The sequence below is a fragment of the Flavobacterium gawalongense genome (genome assembly GCF_007097265.1).
Classification (GTDB): Bacteria; Bacteroidota; Bacteroidia; order Flavobacteriales; family Flavobacteriaceae; genus Flavobacterium; species Flavobacterium gawalongense.
On record NZ_VJZP01000002.1, the window covers coordinates 1 to 26,100 of the forward strand.

The 26,100-nt window shown below is 34.4% G+C and carries 21 protein-coding genes and 1 rRNA gene; 5 read left to right on the forward strand and 17 right to left on the reverse strand.

Annotated elements, in window-relative coordinates; translation table 11 throughout:
* Both FNW38_RS01685 and FNW38_RS01690 read right to left on the reverse strand, forming a co-directional pair.
* Nucleotides 1–542, reverse strand: a 16S ribosomal RNA gene (locus FNW38_RS01685); the annotation flags it as partial.
* A 959-nt stretch (nucleotides 543–1,501) separates the two neighbouring features.
* Nucleotides 1,502–2,737: an ABC transporter permease gene (locus FNW38_RS01690; RefSeq protein ID WP_143386783.1), complete on the reverse strand. Its 1,236-nt coding sequence runs from the start codon at nucleotides 2,735–2,737 to the stop codon at nucleotides 1,502–1,504.
* A 112-nt stretch (nucleotides 2,738–2,849) separates the two neighbouring features.
* On the opposite strand from FNW38_RS01690, the gene FNW38_RS01695 reads away from it, so the two are divergent.
* The gene (locus FNW38_RS01695; protein ID WP_143386784.1) at nucleotides 2,850–4,067 is read left to right on the forward strand and encodes an exo-beta-N-acetylmuramidase NamZ family protein; all 1,218 of its coding nucleotides are present in this window, start codon (nucleotides 2,850–2,852) and stop codon (nucleotides 4,065–4,067) included.
* A gap of 97 nt (nucleotides 4,068–4,164) precedes the next feature.
* Here FNW38_RS01695 and FNW38_RS01700 read toward each other — a convergent pair whose 3' ends face one another.
* A complete protein-coding gene (locus FNW38_RS01700; RefSeq protein WP_143386785.1) occupies nucleotides 4,165–4,662 on the reverse strand; it encodes a YkgJ family cysteine cluster protein in 498 nt (165 codons plus the stop codon).
* A gap of 72 nt (nucleotides 4,663–4,734) precedes the next feature.
* Here FNW38_RS01700 and FNW38_RS01705 point away from each other — a divergent pair, with 72 nt between their 5' ends.
* Both FNW38_RS01705 and FNW38_RS01710 read left to right on the forward strand, forming a co-directional pair.
* A complete protein-coding gene (locus FNW38_RS01705) occupies nucleotides 4,735–5,466 on the forward strand; it encodes a class I SAM-dependent methyltransferase (RefSeq protein WP_143386786.1) in 732 nt (243 codons plus the stop codon).
* A 32-nt stretch (nucleotides 5,467–5,498) separates the two neighbouring features.
* Nucleotides 5,499–6,041, forward strand: a complete 543-nt coding sequence (locus tag FNW38_RS01710; RefSeq protein ID WP_143386787.1) for a YfiT family bacillithiol transferase — start codon at nucleotides 5,499–5,501, stop codon at nucleotides 6,039–6,041.
* A gap of 255 nt (nucleotides 6,042–6,296) precedes the next feature.
* On the opposite strand, the gene FNW38_RS01715 is transcribed toward FNW38_RS01710, so the two are convergent.
* The 7 genes from FNW38_RS01715 to FNW38_RS01750 form a co-directional block, all read right to left on the reverse strand.
* Nucleotides 6,297–6,929: a 7-carboxy-7-deazaguanine synthase QueE gene (locus FNW38_RS01715; protein WP_143386788.1), complete on the reverse strand. Its 633-nt coding sequence runs from the start codon at nucleotides 6,927–6,929 to the stop codon at nucleotides 6,297–6,299.
* Between the two features lie 304 nt (nucleotides 6,930–7,233).
* Complete coding sequence (locus tag FNW38_RS01720; protein ID WP_143386789.1) at nucleotides 7,234–8,898, reverse strand: tetratricopeptide repeat protein; 1,665 nt, start codon at nucleotides 8,896–8,898, stop codon at nucleotides 7,234–7,236.
* A 16-nt stretch (nucleotides 8,899–8,914) separates the two neighbouring features.
* On the reverse strand, nucleotides 8,915–9,838 hold the full coding sequence (locus FNW38_RS01725) for a PstS family phosphate ABC transporter substrate-binding protein (protein ID WP_143386790.1): 924 nt from the start codon (nucleotides 9,836–9,838) through the stop codon (nucleotides 8,915–8,917).
* A 233-nt stretch (nucleotides 9,839–10,071) separates the two neighbouring features.
* A complete protein-coding gene (locus FNW38_RS01735; RefSeq protein WP_143386792.1) occupies nucleotides 10,072–10,866 on the reverse strand; it encodes an energy transducer TonB in 795 nt (264 codons plus the stop codon).
* A gap of 39 nt (nucleotides 10,867–10,905) precedes the next feature.
* Complete coding sequence (locus tag FNW38_RS01740) at nucleotides 10,906–11,454, reverse strand: ExbD/TolR family protein (protein WP_143386793.1); 549 nt, start codon at nucleotides 11,452–11,454, stop codon at nucleotides 10,906–10,908.
* A 19-nt stretch (nucleotides 11,455–11,473) separates the two neighbouring features.
* On the reverse strand, nucleotides 11,474–12,082 hold the full coding sequence (locus FNW38_RS01745; RefSeq protein ID WP_143386794.1) for an ExbD/TolR family protein: 609 nt from the start codon (nucleotides 12,080–12,082) through the stop codon (nucleotides 11,474–11,476).
* A gap of 72 nt (nucleotides 12,083–12,154) precedes the next feature.
* A complete protein-coding gene (locus FNW38_RS01750; protein ID WP_143386795.1) occupies nucleotides 12,155–12,973 on the reverse strand; it encodes a MotA/TolQ/ExbB proton channel family protein in 819 nt (272 codons plus the stop codon).
* 376 nt (nucleotides 12,974–13,349) lie between these two features.
* Between FNW38_RS01750 and FNW38_RS01755 the strand changes: the two genes are divergently transcribed.
* Nucleotides 13,350–14,870, forward strand: a complete 1,521-nt coding sequence (locus tag FNW38_RS01755) for a helicase HerA-like domain-containing protein (RefSeq protein WP_143386796.1) — start codon at nucleotides 13,350–13,352, stop codon at nucleotides 14,868–14,870.
* Nucleotides 14,871–14,930: 60 nt separating this feature from the next.
* A complete protein-coding gene (locus FNW38_RS01760; protein ID WP_143386797.1) occupies nucleotides 14,931–15,293 on the forward strand; it encodes a cupin domain-containing protein in 363 nt (120 codons plus the stop codon).
* Between the two features lie 83 nt (nucleotides 15,294–15,376).
* Here FNW38_RS01760 and FNW38_RS01765 read toward each other — a convergent pair whose 3' ends face one another.
* The 7 genes from FNW38_RS01765 to FNW38_RS01795 form a co-directional block, all read right to left on the reverse strand.
* Nucleotides 15,377–16,714 (reverse strand): FAD-dependent oxidoreductase, encoded by a 1,338-nt coding sequence (locus FNW38_RS01765; RefSeq protein WP_144064591.1) that lies wholly within the window; start codon nucleotides 16,712–16,714, stop codon nucleotides 15,377–15,379.
* Between the two features lie 62 nt (nucleotides 16,715–16,776).
* Nucleotides 16,777–19,167 carry a penicillin acylase family protein gene (locus tag FNW38_RS01770; RefSeq protein WP_144064590.1) on the reverse strand — a complete coding sequence of 797 codons (2,391 nt, stop codon included), beginning with the start codon at nucleotides 19,165–19,167 and terminating at the stop codon, nucleotides 16,777–16,779.
* Nucleotides 19,168–19,225: 58 nt separating this feature from the next.
* The gene (gene kynU / locus FNW38_RS01775) at nucleotides 19,226–20,512 is read right to left on the reverse strand and encodes a kynureninase (protein WP_143386800.1); all 1,287 of its coding nucleotides are present in this window, start codon (nucleotides 20,510–20,512) and stop codon (nucleotides 19,226–19,228) included.
* Between the two features lie 804 nt (nucleotides 20,513–21,316).
* Nucleotides 21,317–22,366, reverse strand: coding sequence for a tRNA preQ1(34) S-adenosylmethionine ribosyltransferase-isomerase QueA (gene queA / locus FNW38_RS01780; protein ID WP_143386801.1), 1,050 nt, complete (start codon nucleotides 22,364–22,366; stop codon nucleotides 21,317–21,319).
* A 161-nt stretch (nucleotides 22,367–22,527) separates the two neighbouring features.
* Nucleotides 22,528–23,757: a 3-phosphoshikimate 1-carboxyvinyltransferase gene (gene aroA, locus FNW38_RS01785; RefSeq protein ID WP_143386802.1), complete on the reverse strand. Its 1,230-nt coding sequence runs from the start codon at nucleotides 23,755–23,757 to the stop codon at nucleotides 22,528–22,530.
* A gap of 99 nt (nucleotides 23,758–23,856) precedes the next feature.
* Nucleotides 23,857–24,183 (reverse strand): nucleotide pyrophosphohydrolase, encoded by a 327-nt coding sequence (locus tag FNW38_RS01790; protein ID WP_143386803.1) that lies wholly within the window; start codon nucleotides 24,181–24,183, stop codon nucleotides 23,857–23,859.
* A 348-nt stretch (nucleotides 24,184–24,531) separates the two neighbouring features.
* Complete coding sequence (locus tag FNW38_RS01795) at nucleotides 24,532–26,034, reverse strand: ATP-binding protein (RefSeq protein ID WP_144064589.1); 1,503 nt, start codon at nucleotides 26,032–26,034, stop codon at nucleotides 24,532–24,534.
* Nucleotides 26,035–26,100: the final 66 nt, after the last annotated feature.

Genomic DNA, 26,100 nt, shown 5'->3' on the forward strand with positions numbered 1-26,100 from the left:
ATAACGCTTGGATCCTCCGTATTACCGCGGCTGCTGGCACGGAGTTAGCCGATCCTTATTCTTACAGTACCGTCAAGCTCCCTCACGAGGGAGTGTTTCTTCCTGTATAAAAGCAGTTTACAATCCATAGGACCGTCATCCTGCACGCGGCATGGCTGGATCAGGCTTGCGCCCATTGTCCAATATTCCTCACTGCTGCCTCCCGTAGGAGTCTGGTCCGTGTCTCAGTACCAGTGTGGGGGATCTCCCTCTCAGGACCCCTACCCATCGTTGCCATGGTAAGCCGTTACCTTACCATCTAGCTAATGGGACGCATGCTCATCTTTCACCGATAAATCTTTAAATACATCTTGATGCCAAGTCGTATTACTATAAGGTATTAATCCAAATTTCTCTGGGCTATCCCTTTGTGAAAGGTAGATTGCATACGCGTTACGCACCCGTGCGCCGGTCTCTAGTTCCGAAGAACTATACCCCTCGACTTGCATGTGTTAAGCCTGCCGCTAGCGTTCATCCTGAGCCAGGATCAAACTCTTCATCGTATATTGTGCGAATTCAAATTAATTTGAACTCTTTTTTATATTCGACTAAATTCTCTAGTGGTTTTTTCAAATCTTCCGATTCTATTACTCTTATTCTTTTGTCTTGAAATCTCTTTCAAAACGGCTGTCAATTCAATATGTCTAGGAACGTGTTCTGCTTGTTTTTTCGTCTCGTTTGACTCACATTATGTGTCTCTGGAAGCGGGTGCAAAAGTACAACTTCTTTTTTAACTGGCAAGAAATTTTTGAAGTTTTTTTGAAAATTTTTATTTTCGTTTGCTTCTCGCTTTCTTAGCAGTTTGTCAAGGAACTTCGCTTGTTTTGCGGGGTGCAAATGTAACAAGCGTTTTCTAATCTCACAAGCTTTTTTGAATCTTTTTTTGAAAATAAATTTTCTCCCTTAATTCGTTTTACTTGTCAGTTTATTAAAGAACGTCTGCGCTATTGCGGGTGCAAAAGTACACACTAAATCCGCTTTCACAAGCTTTTTAAACACTTTTTTTTGATGTTTTTTGCACTTTTATTTTAACTCGCTGGAAACTTGCGTTTTGGACACAAAAGTTTTTTTCCTCTCCCCGACCCTCTCCAAAGGAGAGGGTGACTTTACGGGTAAAAAACTGTGGATATCATTACATATAAGCAATCTTATCGTTACCTTCTTTATTTATGGAATTCTTCTGAATAATGGGGATTTATTACTGTTTTGAAGGTTTGTTCCTTTCTGTAGCATCCATAAATAGCATTGATGAATGCTACCTATTATATAAGGTATACCGAATTTTATGAATTTATCAACTGCCCGCGTTAGGGATAGCAGCGAAAAGCCCGCAAGAAAGTGGAGTGAAACGCAACTTGATGAGGACTTGCAGCACATAGCCCGACCCATTATAAAAAAAGAGGCAACTACCCTCGAAGATAATTGCCTCTTTTTTTATAATGGGAAACGCACAAATTATTTTTTAATCGAAACGGATGGCTTTGACTGGTGAAATTTTGGTTATTATATAGGAAGGAATTAATAATACCAAGAAACAAATGGTGACCGTGAGTAGATTTAATAAAAGGATATATCCCCAATTTAGATATACTGGCGCTTGATTGACATAGTAGTTTTCAGGATTCAATTGGATTATGCCGAACTGTTGCTGGATTAGCAATAATAAGATACCGATTAGGTTTCCCCAGAATAGTCCTCTTACTATTAGATAAAAGGCATTGTAGAGAAATATTTTTCTGACTGACCAATTATTGGCTCCTAAAGCTTTTAATATTCCTATCATTTGGGTTCGCTCGAGGATAAGTACTAATAGTGCTACTACCATATTGATCGTGGCAACAAGTATCATGACTACTAATATGACTATAATATTGAAATCGAATAATTGAAGCCACTCAAATATGTAGCTGTATTTTTCGATTATGGTTTTTGTGCCCAGTGTTGATGATGTTTGTTCGTAGACTTGCTCTCCTATTGATTTTATATTATTGAAATCATTTACAAAAACTTCGAAAGCACCTACCTGATCTGGAGCCCATTTATTTATGCGTTGTATGTGGCGAATATCGCCTATAATATATGTAGCGTCGAATTCTTGAAAACCAGAGTTGAAAATCCCTGCTATTTTAAATCTTCGGATGTTGGGCAATTGATTTTGATTTTCTTTGATAAAAAAAGTATTGAAGAAATCACCAACTTTTAGATTGAGTCTGTTAGCCAAAAATTGCGATATCAATACTTCTTGGTTGACATTTTTTGAAAAATCAGGAAGCTTTCCTGAAACAAGATACTCCTTTATATTATCCCATCTATAATCGCTCCCAACTCCCTTGAAGATGATTCCCTCGAAAGCAGTTTCGGTTCTGATAATTCCAGCCTTACTGGCGATAGCTTGAATATGACTCACTCCGGGAACAACCGTGAATTTTGGATAAAAATCCTGTTTTTTAGAAATTGGAACTAATGTAACTTCGGATTGATTGTTATCGTAATTCGAAATAATGATATGTCCGTTAAAAGCCGAAACCTTTTCTCGGATTTTTTGTTGCAACCCAATTCCCGTTGCTACCGAAACTATCATCATAATCATACCAATGGCAATTGCCGAAATTGCAATTTTTATAATTGGCGCAGATATGCTACTTTTATAATCTTTAGCAGTTATGAGTCGTTTGGCTATGAAATATTCTAAATTCAATTTGATTCGATTTCTAATTTGGATTTGCTTCGCCAGTTCGCGTCGCTTGTGCCAAAAATACAGCTAAAACACGAATTACACTAATTGGCATTAATTTTATTTGAACCTATATATGATACCATTCTTCAAGACATTTCTTTACCTTACCTTCTTAATAATCATTTCGACTTCTTGTTCGGCTAGAAAAACAGATTTAAGAGAAAATGTAAAATCAGATTTAGAAAAAGATAATAACAATTCTTCCGCAACAATAAAGACTGGAGCTGACAATTATGAAAACAATCTCCCATTATTACAGAACAAGAAAATTGGAATTGTAACCAACCAGACTGGAATTCTCTCCAATAAAACGCATTTGGTAGATTTTCTATTAGAAAAAAATATTGCTATCCAAAAAATATTTGCACCGGAGCACGGTTTTCGTGGAACGGCTGATGCAGGCGAACATGTAATTGATGGTAAAGATTCTAAAACTGGACTCCCAATTATTTCGCTTTATGGGGACAATAAAAAACCGAAACCTGAACAATTAGCTGGGATCGATATACTAGTTTTTGATTTGCAAGATGTGGGTGCTCGATTTTATACTTATATCTCCTCTTTACATTATATTATGGAAGTTTGTGCCGAAAATAACATTCGGCTATTAATTCTTGACCGACCAAATCCTAACGGAAGTATTGTTGACGGACCCATTTTAGAAACAGCATTTTCAAGTTTTGTGGGCATGCACCCGATTCCTTTGCTTCACGGAATGACAATTGGCGAATATGCACAAATGATTAATGGCGAGAAATGGTTGAAGAATGGCGAACAATGCAAACTGACGGTTATACCATGTCTTTATTACAACCGAAAAATGAATTATAGTTTACCTGTAAAACCTTCACCAAATCTTCCCAATGATCAAGCCGTGAATCTTTACGCTAGTTTGTGCCTTTTTGAAGGCACGAATGTAAGTGTGGGACGTGGTACCGAAAAGCAATTTCAAATTTATGGCTCTCCTTATTTACCGAAAGGCAGTTATAGTTTTATTCCGAAACCAAATTTCGGCGCTCAAAATCCAGTTTACAATGGTATAGAATGTTACGGAGAAGATTTATCAACACATACAAGAGTAAATCGACTGGAATTAAAATGGTTAATTAAAGCCTATCAGACCACATCAGATAAATCAAAATTCTTCAATCCCTTTTTTACAAAATTAGCAGGAACTAAAAAACTGCAACAGCAAATAGAAAATGGAATACCCGAAAAGGAAATCAGACAAAGCTGGGAGAAAGAGTTAATTGAATTTAAAGAAATGAGAGCCAAATATTTGATATATTAGTCGAAAGTTTTAAAGTCAAAAGTCCTAAGGTCGCTTGAAAATCGGATTCAACTTTCAAACTATTGTCTTTACAACTTTAAGACTTTCGACTTTCTGACTAAAAAAGAGGCAATTTCTTCTTCATTTCTTCTACAATATTATAAGCTGCCGGACAAATAGCTACATTTTTCAACGTTAGATCCGTAATTTGCTGAAACTTTTTTCTATCCGTATGCGGGAATTCTCTGCACGCTTTTGGACGGACATCATAAATCATACAAGCATTTTCATTATCCAGAAAAGTACATGGCACACTTTGCAACACATAATCCCTGTCTTCATCGATTCTCAAATATTGCTCGATAAACTGTTGTGGCTTTTGTCGTAAATATTTTGAAACACGCTCAATGTCGGCATCCGTAAATAAGGGCCCCGTAGTTTTACAACAATTGGCACACTTTAAACAATCCGTTTTCTTGAATTCAGCATCATGCAAATCCTGCATCACGTAATCCAAATTCTTTGGTGTCTTCTTTTTCAGCTTATCGAAATACTTTTTGTTTTCGATATGCTTATCTTTGGCTTCTTTAGAAAGATTGTTTACAATTTGTTTCAAGTTTAAAGTTTAAAGTTGAGGCACAAAAGTAACAAACTTAAAACCTGAAACCTGAAACTTTAAACAAAAAAGATGAAAGACCTTTTTGGCAAAGCCATACTTGATTTTCAAACTAATAATTCCCCGGAAGATTTAATCACGGAAACCTCCATTTCTGAAGAGGATGAAATGAGCGTTGCCTATTTATTTCGTTCTTATGATGAAATGCCAAAACTGGAACAAAAAGCCTTACAACTTGCTAAAGGTAAAATTCTGGATGTAGGTTGTGGCGCAGGAAGTCATAGTTTGTATTTACAAGACCAAAGAAATCTTGATGTCCATTCGATTGATATTTCTAAAAATACAATTGAAGCCTGTCAACTAAGAGGTTTAAAAAATGTTCAAGTTCAAAATATTCTTGAAATGGACTCTGATAATCCTGAAAATAAATTTGACACCATTTTATTATTAATGAATGGCACCGGTATTTTTGGTACACTAAAAGACACAGGCAACTATTTACAAAAGCTAAAAAATTTACTCAACCCAAACGGACAAATTCTTATAGATTCTTCTGATATTATTTATATGTTTGATGATGATGAAGATGGTGGAAAATGGATACCCAGTAACGGCTATTATGGCGAATTGACTTTTACAATACGTTATAAAAACCAAGTCGAAGACAAATTCCCTTGGCTTTATCTCGATTATAATACTTTGCAAAATGCGGCTTTCGCCAATGGATTGTACAGCGAATTAATTCTTGAGGGGGAGAATTACGATTATTTAGCCAAACTTTCCATTAAGAAATCTGCAATTTAAAATAAAAATTAAGAAAGAAAAAAACAGTAAACATGGAAAATTCAGCATTGGAAAAATTACGATATCCTATTGGTAAATTTATAGCTCCTGAAGCCTATTCTAGCGAATACCTAACTAATAAAATAGCAGAAATAGCAAGTTTCCCAGAACGATTGAAAAAAGAAGTGATTCGTTTAACCGAGGAGCAACTCGAAACACCATACCGTCAGGACGGCTGGACGATTCGTCAAGTGATTCACCATTGCGCCGACAGTCACATGAATTGTTTCATTAGAATCAAATGGACACTGACCGAAGACAAACCTGTAATAAAATTTTATCACGAAGATCGTTGGGCAGAATTACATGATAATTTAACTATGCCCATCCAGCCTACTCTTTCTTTTCTGGAAGGTTTGCACTTTCGTTTAGCTTATTTAATGAACAGTCTTTCTGAAACTGATTTAGAAAAATCCTTTATTCATCCGGAGCATAACGTCGCATTTCAATTGAAGGAAATAATCGGAACTTATGCTTGGCATGGAAACCATCACTTAGCACATATCACCCAATTGAAAAAACAAAAAGGTTGGTAATTTTAGGAGCTATTTACTTCGTCAGTTCACTTCGTTCGTGTCCGGCTATTTGCTATATCTTTTTTGTCTCATTAAAGAAAAGAGACAAAAAAGGGCAAATGAAATTCACTGAACTCATATAAAAATAAGAATTATGTGAAGTAATCTGGGCTAGGCAATCGGATTGCAAGAAGTAAGCGTTCCGAAAATTAGTTAGCAAATTATATTATCAATTTAAAACCCCAAACAGCAATTGTTGTTTGGGGTTTTAAAGTTTTAAGGGATATTCAAATATTTGTGTGTTTGTAGAGAGACACGCCATTTTGGATTATTCATAACATAATCTACAATTAACGGAGTCATTTCTTCTTTTTTACTCCATTCTGGCTGAAGAAATAAAATGGCATTATCATTAACCTTTTCAGCTTGCTCTTCGGCAAAAATAAAATCGTGTTTATTGTAAATGATTACTTTCAACTCATGTGCATTATCATAAACGGTTTGAGTTGGCAATTTATTTTTCTTTGGAGATAAACAAATCCAATCCCAAATTCCCGTTAATGGATATGCCCCCGAGGTTTCTATATGAACTTTTCTGTTATTTTCTTTTAGTTTTTGCGTAAGTAAACTCATGTCCCACATTAAAGGTTCGCCACCAGTGACTACAACGGTTTCTGAATATTTACTAGCATTTGTAACTATTAAATCAATACCTGTTGGAGGATGTAATTCGGCATTCCAGCTCTCTTTAACATCACACCAATGACACCCCACATCACATCCGCCAATTCTAATAAAGTATGCGGCTGTTCCTGTATGAAATCCTTCACCTTGAATAGTGTAGAATTCTTCCATCAACGGAAGCATGGCGCCTTTATTAACTTCTAATTGTATTTCTTTTGATAACATTATTTAATTTTAAAGTGCAAAGATAGTTAATTAGAAAGGGAGTTAATTTGAAATTTTGAAAATGCTTTTTGAAAACTACTAAACTTAATCACTGTTCCGATTACATCATTATTTTTCATTTTCATTTGGGGTCAATGAAACGGTGTTTAAATTGATGCCCCATTCCGTCTGGTTCTCAAAACGAGATAAAATGAATACTGCGAATAACAGGACTGAGCATAAAATAAATTCTAATGTTTATGGTCCAAAAAAAACGATAGTTCAGTAGAACTATCGTTTTTTATAAATGTAGAAATATTTAAAGTTATTTCAATGATTTCAATGCGTCTAATGCATATTGATTAGCAGGGTCAATAGCAAGTGTTTTATTTAAATATTCTTTTGCTTTTACTTTATCCGTTTTAGAATAGATTACGGCAATATTATTATAGGCTTCTATAAATTTAGTTTTTACTGCTGGTTTAGCTACTTCTTCAGCCCCTTTTTCTGTTGTTTTATCTATATAATCTTGATATGATTTAACCATTACATCATCATTTTCAAGCAATCTATTTGTTCTGGCTCTATACAAATATGCTTCTTGATATCCTGGAGATGCGGCAATTACATTAGCAAAAGCGGCATCGGCTTTTTGTAGAGCAATAGGATCTGCTTTTACGTCTTTTCTGTTGTTATCATAATATAACGATAAGCCATAATAAACATTATCATCTAAATAATTTCTAGAATCTTTATTAGAAGAACTAAGCTCAAAAATCGAAGCGGCTTCTTTGAATAATTTTTGAGTAAAGAATTTTTTACCCACTTCATTCAATTCTTCTGCTGCTATAGGTAAAAGTTCAATTCCCTTTTTGATGATAGCCAACCCTTCCTTAAAAGCAATTGGATCTACAGATAGTCCGTCAGCGCTAGTTCCTTTTTTAATTTTTACCAAACCTAAGGTAATATAATCTTTAGCAATAATCTTGTTTGCTGGATTTGATATAAAACTTTCTAAAGATGTCTTTGCTAAATCAAGATTCCCATTTTCATATGCTGCATATCCTAAATAGCGTAAAATTCTTGGGTTAACATTATCCAATTGTTTCATTTTATTAGCTTCTATTTCTAGTGCTTTGTAATCGCCCACAAGAACAAGAAAATCAGCATGACGCATACGAGAAGTAATAGAATAATCCGTTAAACTCATGTATTTATCATAAAAATCAATGGCAGATTTCATACTCTCCACAGATTTTGAAGGTTTGTTTCTACCAATATTATAATAGGTTTCGGCAAGCTCTCTGTATACAGGCCCGTAATTTGGGTTTACAGCAATTACTTCATTAAATGCTTTGATTGCTTCATCATATGATTTAGCTCCTTTAAGCAAAACACCCAATTGCATTTTAGCTCTTATCAAAGTAGGATCAGCTTGAAAAGCACCACGATATGCCACGTAAGCCTCATTTTGGTTTTTATCTCCATAAAAAGCATTACCCAGTTCAAGTAAAACTTGAGCATCTTGAGAATTGTTAATTTTGGCTCTGCTTAAAATAGCAAGAGCACTTTTATAATCAGGTTTATTAGCAGCCATATAAGCTTTACCTATATAAACAAATTCCTCAACATCTTTCTTTTTCACATCTTTTGAAGCCAATGCAAAATTAGTTTGTGCCGCTGCAATATTCCCGTTGTCTAATTCTAATTGTCCTAAACCAATATAATTAAGTTTAGCTCCTTCGCCAGCGCTTAATCCTTTTTGAAAATAGATTTTAGCACTATCCGCTATATTTTGTGTAAGATACACGTTACCCAAAAGAAACGAGGCTCTTCCTGATGGTTTTGTATTTATAATCGATTTTAAAATCGACTTTGCATTTTCAAATTGCTCTGCGTCAATTGCTTTTTTTGCCTGATTTAAATCTTGAGCCTGACTTACGGTTACCGAAGCCAATAAAGCAACACTAAAAATTTTAAATTTATTCATCTTTATTATAGTTAATTTATTTTTTATCATTTCCACTTTTATTTCTTATTGTAATATTCCTTCCTGGAATACGAATAGGAAGTAATCCCGATTTTAAAATTATCCTTTGTCCTATATCTCCCGCAACGAATGAAGCAAAGCCCATTCCCAAGCCAGAATATCCTTGACAATTTATTACATACAAATCACGTGCCAAAGGATATTTCCTTTCCGCTATATTATTTTGTGATGGCGTAAAGGAATTATCACCTGTAAGTCCTTTTACACTTAAAGTATTCACACTATCAACATACTTTTGCATGGCCGGTAACGGCTGAGAAAGCCAATTAACTCCTACTACTCCAATCATCCCATCATTTTCTGATACATATTTTATAACCTCATCATTAGTTTTAAATGAAAAAACGCCTTTCTCAGGTATAGCTTTTATACCTGCCAGAGAATTCATGTATCTTACTGTACTCGAGTTTGGGTTGTCAAAGACTAATCCTTTAATGGATGCAACTGACTTTCCTTGCATAAAACTAATCACATCTTTTAACGCTACAATAGTATCATTATTATTTTTATTAGAGATAAAAGCAACTGCATCTGTAGCAAAAACTGTTATTTTAGGGGTAATTTTTCTTTGTTCAAAAATTTTCAATTCCTCCATTGTTAAATTTCTAGACAAAATAGCAATTGCTGATTCTTCCTTGAACAAAGAATTAACAGTTTCGGATTCTGATTTTGGAATAAGTTTAATCTTAGCCTCATATTTACTTTCAAATACTGCCACTTGATCCTCAATAATAGGGGTTAAGGTTTCATCCACATAAATAGATGCAGAACCTTTTAGAATAGTTTCTTTGTTCTTTGGACTTTTAGATTGATTACAAGCAAAGAACATTACAATTACTGAAATAAAAATAAAATACGGAAGTTTAGCATAATTTTTCATAATCTAGTGTTTGTTATCATTAATAATTCGAAAAAACCTAAAAGAAGAATACACAATAAGCAATACCCCAAAAGCAATTCTATAATTAGGATGAATTGCAAGAGGAAAATTCTTCATAAAGATAATCAATAAACCTAAGACAAGATAAACTAGAAAAAACAAAATCCCCAAAACGAGAAGAAATCGCTCTTTGAGCGATTTCTTCTGAATATTAATAAGTATGCGCTTTAACATTATTCTGCTGATTGGATAGTAATAGGCAAAGAATAAAGAACCCTTACTTTTTTACCATTTTGTTCACCAGGTGTCCATTTAGGACATTTTTTTAAAACACGAATAGCTTCTTTTCCAGTACCATAACCGATATCTCTAATTACTTTAATATCAGTTAAAGAACCGTCTTTTTCTACTACAAAAGTAACATAAACTTTACCTTTTAATCCTTCTTCTTCAGGAGTTTGATAATTACTACCAACAAATTTATAAAATTTCTCCATTCCTCCAGGAAAATCAGGTTTTACCTCGATACCTGCTGTGTTATAAATTTGAGTATCCTCTTCTACAACTGCACTAGGTCCGCTACCAACTGGTTCAACAGTTAATTCAGCATCAGGATCTCCTTTTATAGTTTCTGCACCTAATTTTTTGTCTTTTATTTCAACAATTTTTGGCGGTTCTTCTGTAACCTCTTCTGCTTTAGCCACAACTGGCTTAACAAATTTTACCTGATCTACTTTTGGAGGAGGAGGAGGAGGTGGTGGAAGATCTTTTTTAACTTCTTCTTTCTTGGGTGGCAACTTTACCGTAGTAATTTTAGTGTCTAATGTTTCAGATTCATCCGAAGAATTAGGAATAAGACTCATGATAAGTGGAGCACTAACAGCAAGAGCGAAAACAATTGCGCCAAGCACAAGAGCTTTAACCGTAGTCTTCGTATTTGTTTTTCTAAGTTCATAAGCGCCATAGGCCTTATTACGACCTTCGAATACAATATCAAGCCATTGGTTTGTGAATATATCTAATTTCATTTTTCTTAGTTATTAGGTTATTGAGTAATAAGATAAACCTTATTTACCTTCTAACAATTTTTGTTCCTCAGGAGTAAAATCATTTACAATCGCATACGTTGGAACGTCAACAATTGCCATTTCATCTAGAATATCTACTAAATTGCGGTAATTTGATTTTTTACTTGGTTTGATAATTACAATCATCCCTTTATCTTTCTTACCTGTGTATTCTAAAACTGATTTTTTTCTCTTCAATAATTCTTTACGAATCCCTTCTTTACCATAAGAAATCTCCTTAGGACCAGCAATTGGAGTTGCCAATAAACCCATATAATATGTCATTTTATTATTATCTCCTAATAATATTGTCATAGTTCGGTTTTCATCAACTTTTATTGGCTTATCCTTATTTTTATCATCTTCCTTATCTGGCAAACCCAAACTCATCGATTGCGGTTTAGACAACGTAGTAGTAAGCATAAAGAACGTGATTAATAAGAAAGCTAAATCCACCATAGCAGTTAAATCTACTTTTGCGTTCGATTTTTTACTTCTTACTTTTCCACCTTTTTTGCCACCACCGTCGCCGGTATTTAATTCAGCCATTTTAGTGTATTTTTTTTAGTTATTTATCTTTTGCTCTCAAACCAGTAACTAGATTGAAGCTATTGATTTTTTGCTCTTGTAAAATATCCATTACTTGCTTAATAGCCGGATATTCTTCTTTTGCGTCACCTTTTATGGCAATTTGCAATTCTTTGTCAGCCACTTCAATATTTGCAATACGAGCATTGTAAATCCACTCTTTCAGTTGATTGTCAAGTGAATCTTTAGGAACACCCGGTTGACCCGCTTTAGCTCTATCAGCAGCTTTCATATCTATAATTTGCTTTAGACTTTGTATTGGTACACCAAAACCATCCATTAATGCAAATTTATTCGAATCATCTTCAGTAAAAGTTACGCCATACTTTTGACCCATTAACTCAAGGGTTCTTTTTCTAACCTCTCTACCTTTTAAGTCAAAGAATACTTTTCCTCCTCCAACAGTAATAGTAGCTAAATCAGTTTCCGGCAACTTCGTTTGAACTGTTGATGCAGGCGTATCTACTGGCAATGCTTCTGGAATCTTAGCTGTAGCAGTTAAAATAAAGAAAGTAAGCAAAAGAAAAGCCACATCACACATAGCCGTCATATCAATAGACGCTGCTTTTTTGGACATTTTTATAGCCATTAATATATTTTTTAATATTTATAAGAAAATAGCACTTTAAATAAGATTGCTATTTTCTTATAAAATAATTAATTATTTTTGTGTACTTCTGTAGTGTCTGTAAGTATTTACAATTGTATTACCCGCCTCATCAATAGAATAAGTCAAAGTATCAATTTTAGAAGTAAAAAAGTTATAAGCTACAATAGCTAACGCTGAAGTCGCGATTCCTGTAGCAGTATTGATAAGTGCTTCAGAGATACCGTTTGCAAGTGCAGCTTGATCTGGAGTACCAGCAGCAGCCAAAGCACCAAATGCTTTAATCATCCCTGTTACTGTCCCTAACAAACCTGCAAGAGTTCCTAATGATACTAATGTAGAAAGAATAGTCATATGTTTTTCTAACATTGGCATTTCTAATGAAGTAGCTTCTTCAATTTCTTTATGGATAGTTTCAGCAGCTGCTTCGCTATCTAATCCTTCTTTTTTAACATCTTGGTATTTCAACAAAGCTGATTTTATTGCATTAGCAACAGAACCTTTTTGTTTATCACAAGTATTTATTGCTCCTTCGATATCACCAGTAGTGATACTTGTTTGTACATTTTTCATAAATTGATCAAGATTTCCTTTACCAGCTGCTTTTGAAATTACTGCAAAACGCTCAAATGAAAACACAATAACCATTAATAAACATCCTAATAAAATAGGTACAATAGGACCTCCTTTATATACCATCGCTAAGTAATTTCCAGGGATTGGGTGACCTGTATTAACACCACCTTCGAAGTTAGCACCATTACCCATTATAAAATTCCATATTATCCATCCAACAAAAACACATGCTACAATAATGATTCCTGAAATCATTCCTCCTCCTTTTGAACCGTTTTCTTTTTTAACGTTTGCCATTTTTTTTTAATTTTAATAGTTTTAAATAATTTATTCTTTAGTTATAATAAACTTGTAGTGGAGCAAATTTATATTTTTAGTTTAAATAAAAAAACTTTTTTTAATTTTATTCTAATTAATTTTATTCGAAAAAAAATATTCGTTAATTTTTAATTTGCATTTATGTCAAAATTCCTAAGCAAATCAGTTATTTTACAAAAAAAAACATGTCTTTTTATGATTTATTGATACAATATTTCAACAACTAGATCGAAATAGTTAAAAATATTTTTTTCCATTATTAACAATAAAAAAGCAAGAAAACTGCAGTTAACACTTTAATTACACGTATTAAAAAAAATAATCCCTTAAAAAACGACTTTAATTCAAACATTTTATGAGCAGAAAAAACGATTTCATACAGGATATTACTAACGGTTATATTTCAAAAGGAGAAAGCATTATTTTAGGTGGAGCGATATTAGACGGCGAGGCTTTGGCTGACGCACATGTAAAAATACCATTAAAAACCTTGAATCGACATGGGTTGATTGCAGGAGCAACCGGGACTGGAAAAACCAAAACCATTCAAGTACTTTCGGAACAATTATCTACTTTTGGAATCCCAGTACTCATGATGGATATAAAAGGAGATTTTAGTGGCATCGCCAAAGAGGGGGAAGAAAAACCCTTTATTACCGAACGTCATGCTAAAATAAAGATTCCGTATAGCGTATCAAGTTTTCCAGTTGAGCTATTGACCTTATCCGAACAGAATGGAGTACGCCTTCGTGCAACAATATCAGAGTTTGGCCCAGTGTTATTCTCTAGAATATTAGGCTTGAATGATACGCAAGCCGGCGTAGTATCAGTGATTTTCAAATACTGCGATGATAATAAAATGCCTCTGTTAGATCTTAAAGACATCAAAAAAGTAATCAATTACATTACAGAAGAGGGAAAAAACGAAATCGAGGAACACTATGGTCAAATCTCTACTTCAACAACTGGCACTATTCTCAGAAAAATAATTGAATTGGAACAGCAAGGAGCTGATCTGTTTTTTGGAGAAATGTCTTTTGATGTAGAGGATTTAATGCGCATTGACGAAAATGGTAAAGGATATATCAACATCTTAAGATTGACTGATATTCAAGATAAACCAAAATTATTTTCGACATTTATGTTGAGTTTATTAGCCGAAATCTACCAACAAATGCCTGAAAAAGGAGATTCAGACCAACCAGAATTAGTTATTTTTATTGACGAAGCCCATTTGATTTTTAATGAAGCCAGCAAAACCTTATTGGAACAAATAGAAACTATTGTAAAACTAATTCGTTCTAAGGGGATTGGAATTTACTTTATAACCCAAAATCCAATGGATATTCCTAGTGGTGTTTTGGCGCAATTGGGTTTAAAAATCCAACATGCTTTGAGAGCTTTTACTGCTAATGATCGAAAAGCTATCAAACAAACGGCCGATAATTATCCTACATCTGAGTATTACAAAACCGATGAAGTTTTGACCAGCCTTGGAATTGGAGAAGCATTGGTCACCGCATTGAACGAAAAAGGAATACCAACACCCCTTGCAGCAACCATGATGCGCGCACCAATGAGCAGAATGGATATTTTAACTGAAAGTGAAATTCAGGAAATCAATAACAAATCAAAACTGGTAAAAAAATATAGTGAACTTATTGACCGTGAAAGTGCTTACGAAATGCTTAATAAAAAAATTACTTCTATTGAACAAGAAGTTGCAGCACAAGAACAAGAAAAAGCAACTGAGAAAGAACAAAACAGTGGACCAAGTACGGCAAGTGTTGTAGGGAAATCGGTTTTAAAAGTATTGACTAGTGCAACTTTTATAAGAGGCGCTTTTGGCATTTTAACAAAAATATTCAAAAAATAAATTCTCCACACCCTTTTAGAATTAAATTTCTTTAAGGGTTTTCAAAAATTAGTTCGAAAAATGAAAAAATATTTTATTCAAAAAACACCATTCGTAATTCCAACAACCGACGGTAAATTGATTGAAGAGCACCACGGAATTGCAACCACAAACAATCCGGAAATTTCGATTGCACACATGATTGCGCCACCCAAATGGAGCGAACCCTATCAAACGCCAGAATTTGAAGAATATACTTATATCATAAAAGGAAAAAAGCAATTTATCATTGCCGATGAAATTGTGATTCTTGAAGCTGGCCAATCCATAAAAATTGAGAAAAACACTCGAGTGCAATATTCTAATCCTTTTGATGAACCTTGTGAATATATTGCCATTTGTAAACCCGCTTTCAATTTTACAAAAGTACACCGTGAGGAATAAATAGCCGGGATAACTGCGGAAATCCCATCTCGTTTTTTTAACGAGATGGATTGAAGCGAATAGCTGGAAAAGCTCCAAAAGAATTATTGTAACAACTCCAATATTTTATTCTCTACCGCTTCGCTATTCCAAATATTTTCAATGTTTTCCATTCTTAAAACTTGCTCCATAATGGCATTTTGATAATCCCCAATCGCTAAAGCTTCAGCGTAAGGACGATCACTAAAAGTTACTCTGCTATAAAGCGGAATCCATTTATCAGGATGTTTATCAGAAAATGATTTTTCAATTTTCTTTTGTAATAGGAATTTTTCGTCAGCTGTTTTGGAACTCATTTCCATAAAATTGCGATAGGAAAGTTCCGCAATTGCATCCGCATTTGGTTTACGAGATTTTTGATATTCAGAAAAAATGGTTTTCCAGTCGTCACCGTACTTTTCAATCATTTCATAAAGTATAGAAATATCTTCAAAGCCTGCATTCATTCCTTGTCCATAGAAAGGAACAATCGCATGACAGGCATCGCCAATTAAGGCAATTTTATCTTCATAAGTCCAAGGATAACATTTCATTGTTACCAACGTACTCGTTGGATTTTTGAAAAAATCTTCAGTCAATTTTGGAATTACATCGATAGTATCCGGTAAATTCTTTTCAAAAAAAGCTTCCACCTCTTTTTGATTTTTCAATGATGCAAAAGAATTTTCTCCTTCAAATGGCATGAACAAAGTACATGTAAAACTACCGTCTAAATTAGGTAATGCAATCAACATATATTCGCCTCTTGGCCAAATATGAAACGAATTCTTGTCTAATTTATGTGTTGCATCGGGATTTGCAGGAATATTCAATTCCTTATATCCAATGGGTAAAAATTCTTGTGAATAATCAAACATACTTTGACGTTGCATGCGGTGGCGAATTCTAGAAAAAGCACCATCGGCACCAAAAACCATATCGTATTTTTTGTCCTGCCAAGCACCTCTTTCGGTTTCACCAATATGTAGCGTCGCATCGTCTAAGGTTACATCCCAAATTTTATGTTCAAAAAAGAATTCTGCTCCTGCGGCTTCCGCCAAATCAATCATTTTTCTATTTAAAGTTCCTCTCGAAATCGAATAAATAGATTCCCCTTCTTGTCCGTAATTTTGAAAATTAAGTTTGTCTACAAGATGAATGGCACGTTTGTCCATAGGAATTGCAATCTCACGTACCGCATCTCCCACTCCAACACCATCAAGCGCTTTCCAGCCTCGGTTAGACATGGCTAAATTGATAGAACGACCGGAAAACTGAATTTGTCTAATATCTGGGCTTCTATCATAAACATGAACCGCATGGCCTGCTTTTCGAAGGTAAATAGCTAATAAAGATCCGACTAATCCGGAACCTACAACCGCTATTTTTTTGGGAGTTTGCATTAATTTTTCATAAAAAGTTAGGCAAAATTACTGATTTATTATTTTAAGGACTTTAAAAACCATTACTTTTTATACGGAATAAAGACCAATTTTGTTGAAGTTCTAACAATCTCCTCCTTGTTCAGTTTCATTCTTCTAAATTTCCCTGCGTTGTAAAGCTCAGCTTGATCGCTATAATGCGAACTTAATGGATTTCCGGATTGTCCCGTTGGCAAGATACTCCAACTGTTTTCTATGTCAGAAAAATCAATAATTCTTCTAGTTGACGGACCACCTTTTACAAGATAATTTCCATCATCCGTAAAATCAAAGAACAAGTTATTAATAACTTCAGTAGAGCCTGAAACTTCGAAAGGCCCCACATTGAAAATTTTTCTTAGCGCCGCCACTTTCCCTAATGGATGCTGGTGTTCTAATGTATGTACTTTATTCCAAGTCCAAGCCGGAACAGAATTTCCCAATTGTTTTTCTAAGGCTGTAATAGCCTCTTTAAAAGATTTTGATAGAATTTGACTTCTGGTTTCTTTTCTATTTTTACTGGCAATATTGTCCCACCAAAGCGACGCTGCATTTGCCATTTGTTTTGCAATTATCTGCTTCATAATATGTGTTCCCAGAAATTGTTTGAAATTAACTTCTCCGAGTTCGTCTTCAAAAGTATTTTTTAAATACAAATAAACCCATTTGTTATAAATCGTTGGTGCTACATCTCCAAGATTATTGGATCCACTCCAAACTTTCAAAATGTCTATAGCTTCTTTTTCATTTTGAGAAAGCACATTATAATTGGCACTCGAAATTAAAGTTGCAACCACTTCTGGAGCAACTGATGACGTATTATCGAAAATCATTTTACTTACCGCTTCTTTGTCCCAATTGGATTTTGGATTTAATAATTGCGTGATTCTTTTGGCTCTGTCTTCAGGAAGATAATATCCAGGATATAAAAACCCGTCTATTGGTTCTGGCTGATTATTGGCAGAATAAACGTAATTCCAATTTGGATTCTCCGCCGAAGGGTTTTTGGAGAAATCCAAATATTCGGTAATATCGTCTTTACCGCTGGCTCCATCAAGAATAAAATTAGTGTTCACGCCCTCATTGTGTTTGTATAATTTCCCTGTTGCCCACCAAGCCACATTTCCTTTGGCATCACCATACATCACATTCAATCCTGGGGCAGCAATTAAAGCCACTCCTTTGTGAAAATCCGCTTTGCTTTTAGCGTGTGAAAGCATGTAAACGGCATCGAGAATCTGAATCGGTTGTTGCGTATAAATCCATGACATCGCAACGGGCTTGTTTTTATTTAAACCATCAATCAAGTCATTCATAATAGGACCGTGACGACTCACTTTTAAATTCAGAACCACATCAGCAGTATCTTTTACTTTTATGATTTTTTTGCTAATTTCATACGCACTGAAACCGTTTGGTGTTTTGTATGCATTGGTATCAGTTGGGTTATTCTCTTCTTGGTACAAATCAATATCATCATTTTCAAACATGGTCAAACCATATGCATATTCGCGGTTGTGTCCCAACAAAGGATAGGGAGTTCCAGCCAAATAACAGCCGTACAATTCGAAATCTGGGGTTACCAAATGTGCTTCGTACCAAGTTCCGGGTTGTGAAAACCCAATATGAGGATCATTGGCAAAAATAACTTTACCGTTTTTGGTTTTCTTTGGAGCTATAACCCAACTGTTGCTTCCTACAAATGGAGGAATTGGCGATTGATCTAAAAGTGAAGCTATTGATTTTGCAATATCGATATATTCCTGCGGAGTTTCTTTGGCATTTTTAATTCGGGTAGTATTGAAAGAGCCATCAATTCCAAAATCTTTAAGATACTCCATTCCGTATTTGTTTCGAATATCAGTCAATAATGGATCTGATTTTTGAGCCATCGCAAAACTAAAAGACATATATCCAAAAATATTATAAACGTCTTTTATGGTGAATTTCTCTTTCTTAACCCCAACTAAACTGAACTCTATAGGAGTTTTTCCTTCTTCTAAATATTGATTAATTCCATCCAAATAAGCCATTGTCAATTGGTAACTTGAACTGTTTTCATCCAAAGCAGCAATCGCTTTTGCAGAAGCTTCTTCGATTCCGAGTCCCGCAAAAAAGGTATCATTTTTCAATGCGACCGAACCAAAAATCTCCGATAATCGTCCCGGAGCAATACGTCGCATCAATTCCATTTGCCACAATCGGTCTTGCGCATGCACATAACCCAAAGCTTCCATCGCGTCCTTTGAATTATTGGCATAAATATGAGGCACTCCAAATTCATCAAAATAAACCGTAGTTTCTTTCTGGATATTTTTTAGTTGTACTTCGCCATCATATTTTGGTTTTAGATAAAATCCGTAACCAATTAAAGCTATTGTTATAATCACTACTAACGAAAGTAAAACGAGAAGGAGTTTTTTAAGTTTTTTCATTTAAAATAAATTACATTTATAAACCCAAATAATTTGAAAGATTAAACAAAAGCATTGGCTATCCAACTATCCCCGATTTCAAGATTTGTCCAAAGTGATACATGTCCTCAAAAGACGTATATAATGGAACTGGAGCTAAACGAATAACATTTGGTTCCCGCCAATCCGTTATTACTCCATTTTCCATAAGATAGTCAAACAAACTGCGTCCTTCTCCATGAAGCAATACTGATAATTGTGACGCTCTTTCAGATGGATTCGATGGTGTAATGATTTCGAAGCTGCTATCCACTTCTTTGTCTATTTCGTGCAGAATAAATTCTAAATACGAAGTGATTTTATCTCTTTTTTGGATTAACGCCTCCATTCCAATTTCATCAAACATTTCTACTGAAGCCAAATAAGGTGCTAAAGAAAGAACCGGTAAATTACTGATTTGCCAACCATCTGCACCATGAATGGGATTGAAAGTTTGTTCCATCTTGAAACGACGCTCTTTATTGTGTCCCCACCAACCGGCGAATCTTGGCAACTCCGGATTATTGTGGTGTTTTTCATGAATGAAACATCCCGAAGCATTTCCCGGTCCTGAATTCATATATTTGTAACTGCACCAAGCAGCAAAATCCACATCCCAATCGTGTAATTCCAATTTTACATTTCCTGCAGCGTGGGCCAAATCCCAACCTACATAAGCTCCCGCTTTATGACCTGCGGCTGTTATGGTTTTCATATCAAAAACTTGTCCTGTGTAATAGTTGACACCACCAATTAAAACCAAAGCCAACTCCTCACCAACTTCTTCAATTTTTGCCAAAACATCTTCTAAACGTATGTTGTGTTCGCCTTCGCGGCGCTTAATCTCAACAATAGCCTCTTCTGGTTTTATCCCGATGTTTCGGGAATGAAAATGCACTTGACTTTGAAACATATATTGATCCGATGGAAATGCTTTTTCCTCACAAATAATTTTATATCTGGTTTTTGTAGGTCGGTAAAAGGAAACCATTAACAAATGAAGATTGACCGTTAACGTATTCATCACCGTAATTTCGCTTGGCAAAGCGCCAACAATTTTACTCAACGGATTAGCAAATCGTTCTTGGTAATCCCACCAAGGTTTTTCTGCATAAAAATGACCTTCTACAGCCAAATTTGCCCAGTCATTCATCACCTCATCTACATACCCTTTAGTACGTTTGGGTTGTAATCCTAGTGAATTTCCTGTAAAATAAATTACCTTTTTTCTATTTACCTGCGGAAAAATAAATTCATCTTGGTATTTATTTAATGGATCTTGTGAATCGAGTTGTTTTGCAAATTCAAGGGTATTTTCGAAAGTCATTGTTTGTATTTTGTTTCGTAAAAGTAGAGAAAAAAGAAGAAAGAGAAAAGAAGAAAGATAAAATGGCTAAGAACATGATTTTCTTCTGATCAATTAGAATATGCTCAAAATAACGGGTGTTGAATATTGAAAAACTCACTGTGTGAGGGCAATGTCATTAAGTTAAGGATTCGTCAGTTCGAGTTAAGTAAAAATTTGCGATAGAAAATTTTTAAGAAGTATCGAGAACCTTTTGATATTAAAGACTTCTCGATACTATTTTGAATAGTAAAGCTATCGCATTACTATTCAAAATCACTACCATTGACGTTTTTTCAAAACTAATATAAAACCTATCGTATGGACACAAATAGTAAAGGTTAAATTTGAACACGAATTCCACTAATTTTCACAAATCTATGCGGCTAATACAGTTCGTGTAATTAATTTCACGAATGAATTCGTGGCAATTCGTGGAATTCGTGTTTATTTTTAGACTTATGTCCAGACGATAGGTATAATACGTCATTTTATATTGCTTTTTTTGTAAAAAAATTAAACCTCGAAGTGACTTGCAAAACCTCTTAACTTAATGACATTGTGTGAGGGATAGTAGCGAAAATCCTTTTTTTCCGCTCCTTTAGCGGAAAAAAGATTACCTCATTTTACTTTTATTTTAATTGGAATTCGGTGAATTTCATTTGTAGCGAATAGCCCGACCCGCTTTTTCAGCGGGACACACCCTTCTTCGACTGCGCTCAGGATAAAAAAAATCTCGCCATTGCTGACGAGATTTTGTTATTTAGAATCTGAAATAAATTCAGATTATATGATCAACATGGCATCACCGTAAGAATAGAATTTGTATCCTTCTTTGATTGCTTCTGCATAGGCCCTTTTCATTAAATCATGTCCGCAGAATGCTGAAACCATCATTAATAAAGTAGATTTTGGCGTGTGGAAATTTGTAATCATACACGTTGGAATCGTAAATTCATGTGGAGGAAAAACGAATTTATTTGTCCATCCATCAAAAGGATTCAATGTGTTTTGTGAAGACACTGAACTTTCAACGGCACGCATAGAAGTAGTTCCTACAGTACAAATACGTTTCTTTTTAGCTTTGGCTTCATTAACAATATCACAGGCTTCTTGAGTAATTTTTAATTCCTCCGAATCCATTTTGTGTTTTGATAAATCCTCAACCTCAACTGGATTAAAAGTTCCTAAACCTACGTGAAGCGTTACTTCGGCAAATTTTATCCCTTTGATTTCTAATTTTTTTAATAAATGTTTCGAGAAGTGCAATCCTGCAGTTGGCGCCGCAACAGCTCCTTCTTCTTTAGCATAAATCGTTTGATAACGTTCCGCATCTTCCGGAGTTACGTCTCTAGAAATGTATTTTGGGATTGGAGTTTCTCCAAGTTCCGTTAATTTATTTCTGAATTCTTCATAAGAACCGTCGTAAAGAAAACGCAATGTTCTACCACGAGAAGTAGTATTGTCGATAACCTCAGCTACTAATGAGTCGTCATCTCCAAAATATAATTTGTTTCCAATTCTGATTTTACGGGCCGGATCAACCAAAACATCCCAAAGTCTTTGCTCAGAGTTTAATTCTCTAAGTAAAAAAACTTCGATTCTTGCTCCTGTTTTTTCCTTGTTTCCATACAAACGTGCTGGAAAAACCTTGGTGTTATTCAGAATTAAAACATCTCCGTCATCAAAATAATCGATAACATCTTTGAACATTTTGTGTTCTATGGTTTGCTTCTTACGATCAATAACCATTAGACGTGATTCGTCTCTGTTTTCAGCTGGATATTCGGCAAGAAGTTCTTTTGGTAAATCGAATTGAAAATGTGATAATTTCATTTGATAAAGTTATGAGTTATGGATTATGAATTATGTCCTTCGTCTGCGCTCAGGATGACAATCTTAATCCGAGTGTGCAAATATACGATTGTGAGATAGGCGTTGTCAAGTGTTTTGCTGTTTATTTTCAAAAGCGGCTGATTGACTACCCTTTACAACTCTTATTTTTCTGAAATTTCGAAGCCTAAACTTTTTAAATCATTCCAAAAATCAGGATATGATTTGGAGACTACTTCCGCATTTTCAATGATTATTGGCACTTTTAAAGCTAAAGGTGCAAATGCCATTGCCATTCTGTGATCGTTATACGTAGCGATTGGTATATTATGATTGATGTCGCTTGAAGCCACAAGCGTCAAGCTATCATTGGTAACTGATATATTCGCCCCTAGTTTTGTCATCTCAATTCGTAGTGCTTCCAGTCTATCCGTTTCTTTAATTTTCAACGTATGAAGACCTGTAAGATGACAACCAATTCCTAACCCAAGACAAGTAACTACTATCGTTTGGGCAATATCAGGTGTATTATTAAGTTCAAAATTTACAGTATGAGGAACAAAGCCAGCTTGTTTTATAAGCGTCATTTTGTTTCCTTCAAAATGCGTTTCAACTCCCATCTCTTTGTAGATTTCAACCAAAGCGGAATCGCCCTGCAAACTGGTTTCTTTATAACTGGTCAATGAAATGGTAGCATTTTCAGCTAAAGCAGCCAAACTAAAAAAGTACGAAGCAGAACTCCAATCGGATTCCACGGTCATTACTTTAGATTCCACTTCTTGTTTCGGATAAACAGTAATCACATTTCCTTCGAAACTGGTTTTGATGTCTAAATCATTCAACAAAGCCAATGTCATTTTAATGTAAGGAACAGAAGTTATTTCTCCTACTAAGGTGATTTCGATACCGTTTTGTAGTTTTGGTGCCACTAATGACAATGCTGATATGTATTGACTGCTTACATTAGCAGGAATATTAACCTTAGAAGCAGTGATTTTTTGTCCTTTGATTCGAATAGGCGGATAACCTACTTCATTTTCATAAGAGATTTGCGCACCCAATTGTTGCAATGCTTCAACCAAAACTTTTATTGGACGCTCTGTCATTCTTTGCGAACCAGTCAAGACCACTTCACGACCTTCGTTTACTGCAAAATAAGCCGTTAGAAAACGCATCGCCGTTCCCGCATGATGAATATCTACTATTTCCTCGTTTCCTTTCAACGCTTTTTGCATTACTTCACTGTCATCTGAGTTTGAAGTATTGGCCAAAGTAATATTGGGAAACAACGCTTGCAACAATAATAGTCGGTTGGTTTCACTTTTTGAGCCGGTAATATTTAATTGGGAATTGTCAATTGTGAATTGTGAATTCGTGCTTAATTTTAAATTCATGTTTTTAATAATGAGTTATGAATTATGAATTATTGTCAAAATAATTCAGGCGTGCAATTTACTACTCCTCATTCACAATTCATAATTTACAATTCACAATTATTTTAGTTTATCGTTGTTTTTGTGACGGTCTTTGTCTCTGATAGATTTCAAATCCATTTTCTTATCGAAAGCAGCTTGCAAATCAATTCCTGTTTGATTCGCCAGACATAAAACCACAAAAACCACATCAGCTAATTCTTCACCAAGATCTTTGTTTTTATCGCTTTCTTTTTCGGATTGTTCTCCGTAACGACGAGCAATGATTCGGGCGACTTCACCTACTTCTTCAGTAAGTTGCGCCATATTGGTCAATTCATTAAAATAACGAACACCATGTTCTTTTATCCAAGTATCTACCTCTAGTTGGGAATTTTTTAAGTTCATTGTTCTCTATTTTTACTTCTATCATTATGGTAACTAACCATCACTTATAATAAGCTAACTTTCATACCAGCATCAAAGATACCAGTTTATATCTTTTAACGAATCCATCTTCTACTTTTGGGACAATTATTCTACTGTAAATGCTAATTTCTGGATCCGTAAAATTTTTGAAACAAAATAAATCGCAAACAAGTGTCTTCGAGTTAAACATCAAAACCGCTTACATAAAACAACTTAGATGTATCTTAAAAATTTAGATATAAAAGTTAAAATCTATATTAATCCAAATTGAAAAAATTATGCATTATGATTTTTTTCAAACTCAAATAACAGCCGCTAAATAGCGCCTTATTTACTAACTAATTCAATTATAACATTATACAACTCTTCTGACTCGAAAGGTTTGGATAAATGCCTATCTATTCCTACAGAAGAACAAGCTTCGATAACAGAACCTGTCACAACTGCGGTTAATGCTACAATTGGAATGTTTTTCTTAGTCTTATCTTCCAAGTTACGAATAATCGAAGTAGCTTCATATCCATTCATTATTGGCATCATAATATCCATCAAAATAATATCAAAATTTTCATTAATAACTGCCTCAACTGCTAAGACCCCATTATCTACAGTAACACAATCGAAATTAAATTTTGAAAGCACTTTTTGCACCAAAATTTGATTGATCCGATTATCTTCCGCTAAAAGAACTTTTATTCTTTCATCTCTTTTAATAGGAATGACTAATTTGTCTTTTTTTGCAATTGATTTTGAAGCTCCTAAATTAGTATTCCCTTTAGCAAAAGGCAAGTTTACTATAAATTTTGTACCAACACCAAGTTTACTTTCCACCTGAATATCGCCTTTCATAATAGTGATAATCTTCTTGATGATAGTCAATCCTAATCCTGTACCTCCGTATTTCCTAGCCGTATCATTGCTTACCTGAATAAATGGATCAAAAATAGTGTCTATACTATCTGAAGGAATTCCAATTCCTGAATCTTTTACTGTCACTTTTATATAATGAAAACCTGCTTCTTCTTTATCAAACTTAATTTTCAATCTGATTTTCCCTTTTACTGGAGTGAATTTTACGGCATTACTAATCAAATTAAATAATATCTGGGAAACTCGAATAGAATCGCCATTAAGTATTACAGGAACTTTTTTATCGATTGCGATTTTAAAATCTATCGCTTTTTCCTGTACCTTAGTAGAAAAGGTATCGTAAATCAGCTGGGTAAGTTTTGGTAAATCGAAGGGTTTTTCATAAAGTGCAATTTGTCCCGATTCAATTTTTGCTAAATCCAAAATATCATTAATAATCACGAGAAGAATATCTCCTGACATCTTTATATAATCCAATTGCTTTTTACTATCAGCGTCTAAAGAAGGATTTTTTAACAATAAATCCGTAAATCCCAAAATACCATTAAGTGGTGTACGAATTTCATGACTCATACTGGACAAGAATTCATCTCTTGCCATGGCTAATTGTTCAGAACGTTCCTTTTCCTCGACTAATTTTTTATTGCTAGTTTCTAATAAATTTTCAGAAACCATAACTGCTTTTAATTCTTCAATATAGGTATTAAATCCCATACAGAAAACATCTAATTCATCCTGAGCATCTGAAATGGGCAAATAATTAAAAAAATCTCCAGCATAACAATTTGAAATATGTTCAATGATAACATCAGTCCTTTTCTTTTTAGATTCAATTTTTTCAGCCAAAAAAAGCAATTCTTTATGAACATCATCTAAACTATCTCCATTTGTAAGTTGTTCTTGAAACTCATCTGCATTGATTGAACGAACCAAAGCTAATATTTCTTCTAGTTTAGTCATTTAATTTCTTCTCATTTATGTTTCATCTAATCTAACTAATTTACAGCTTTTTTTAGGAAAAAATTT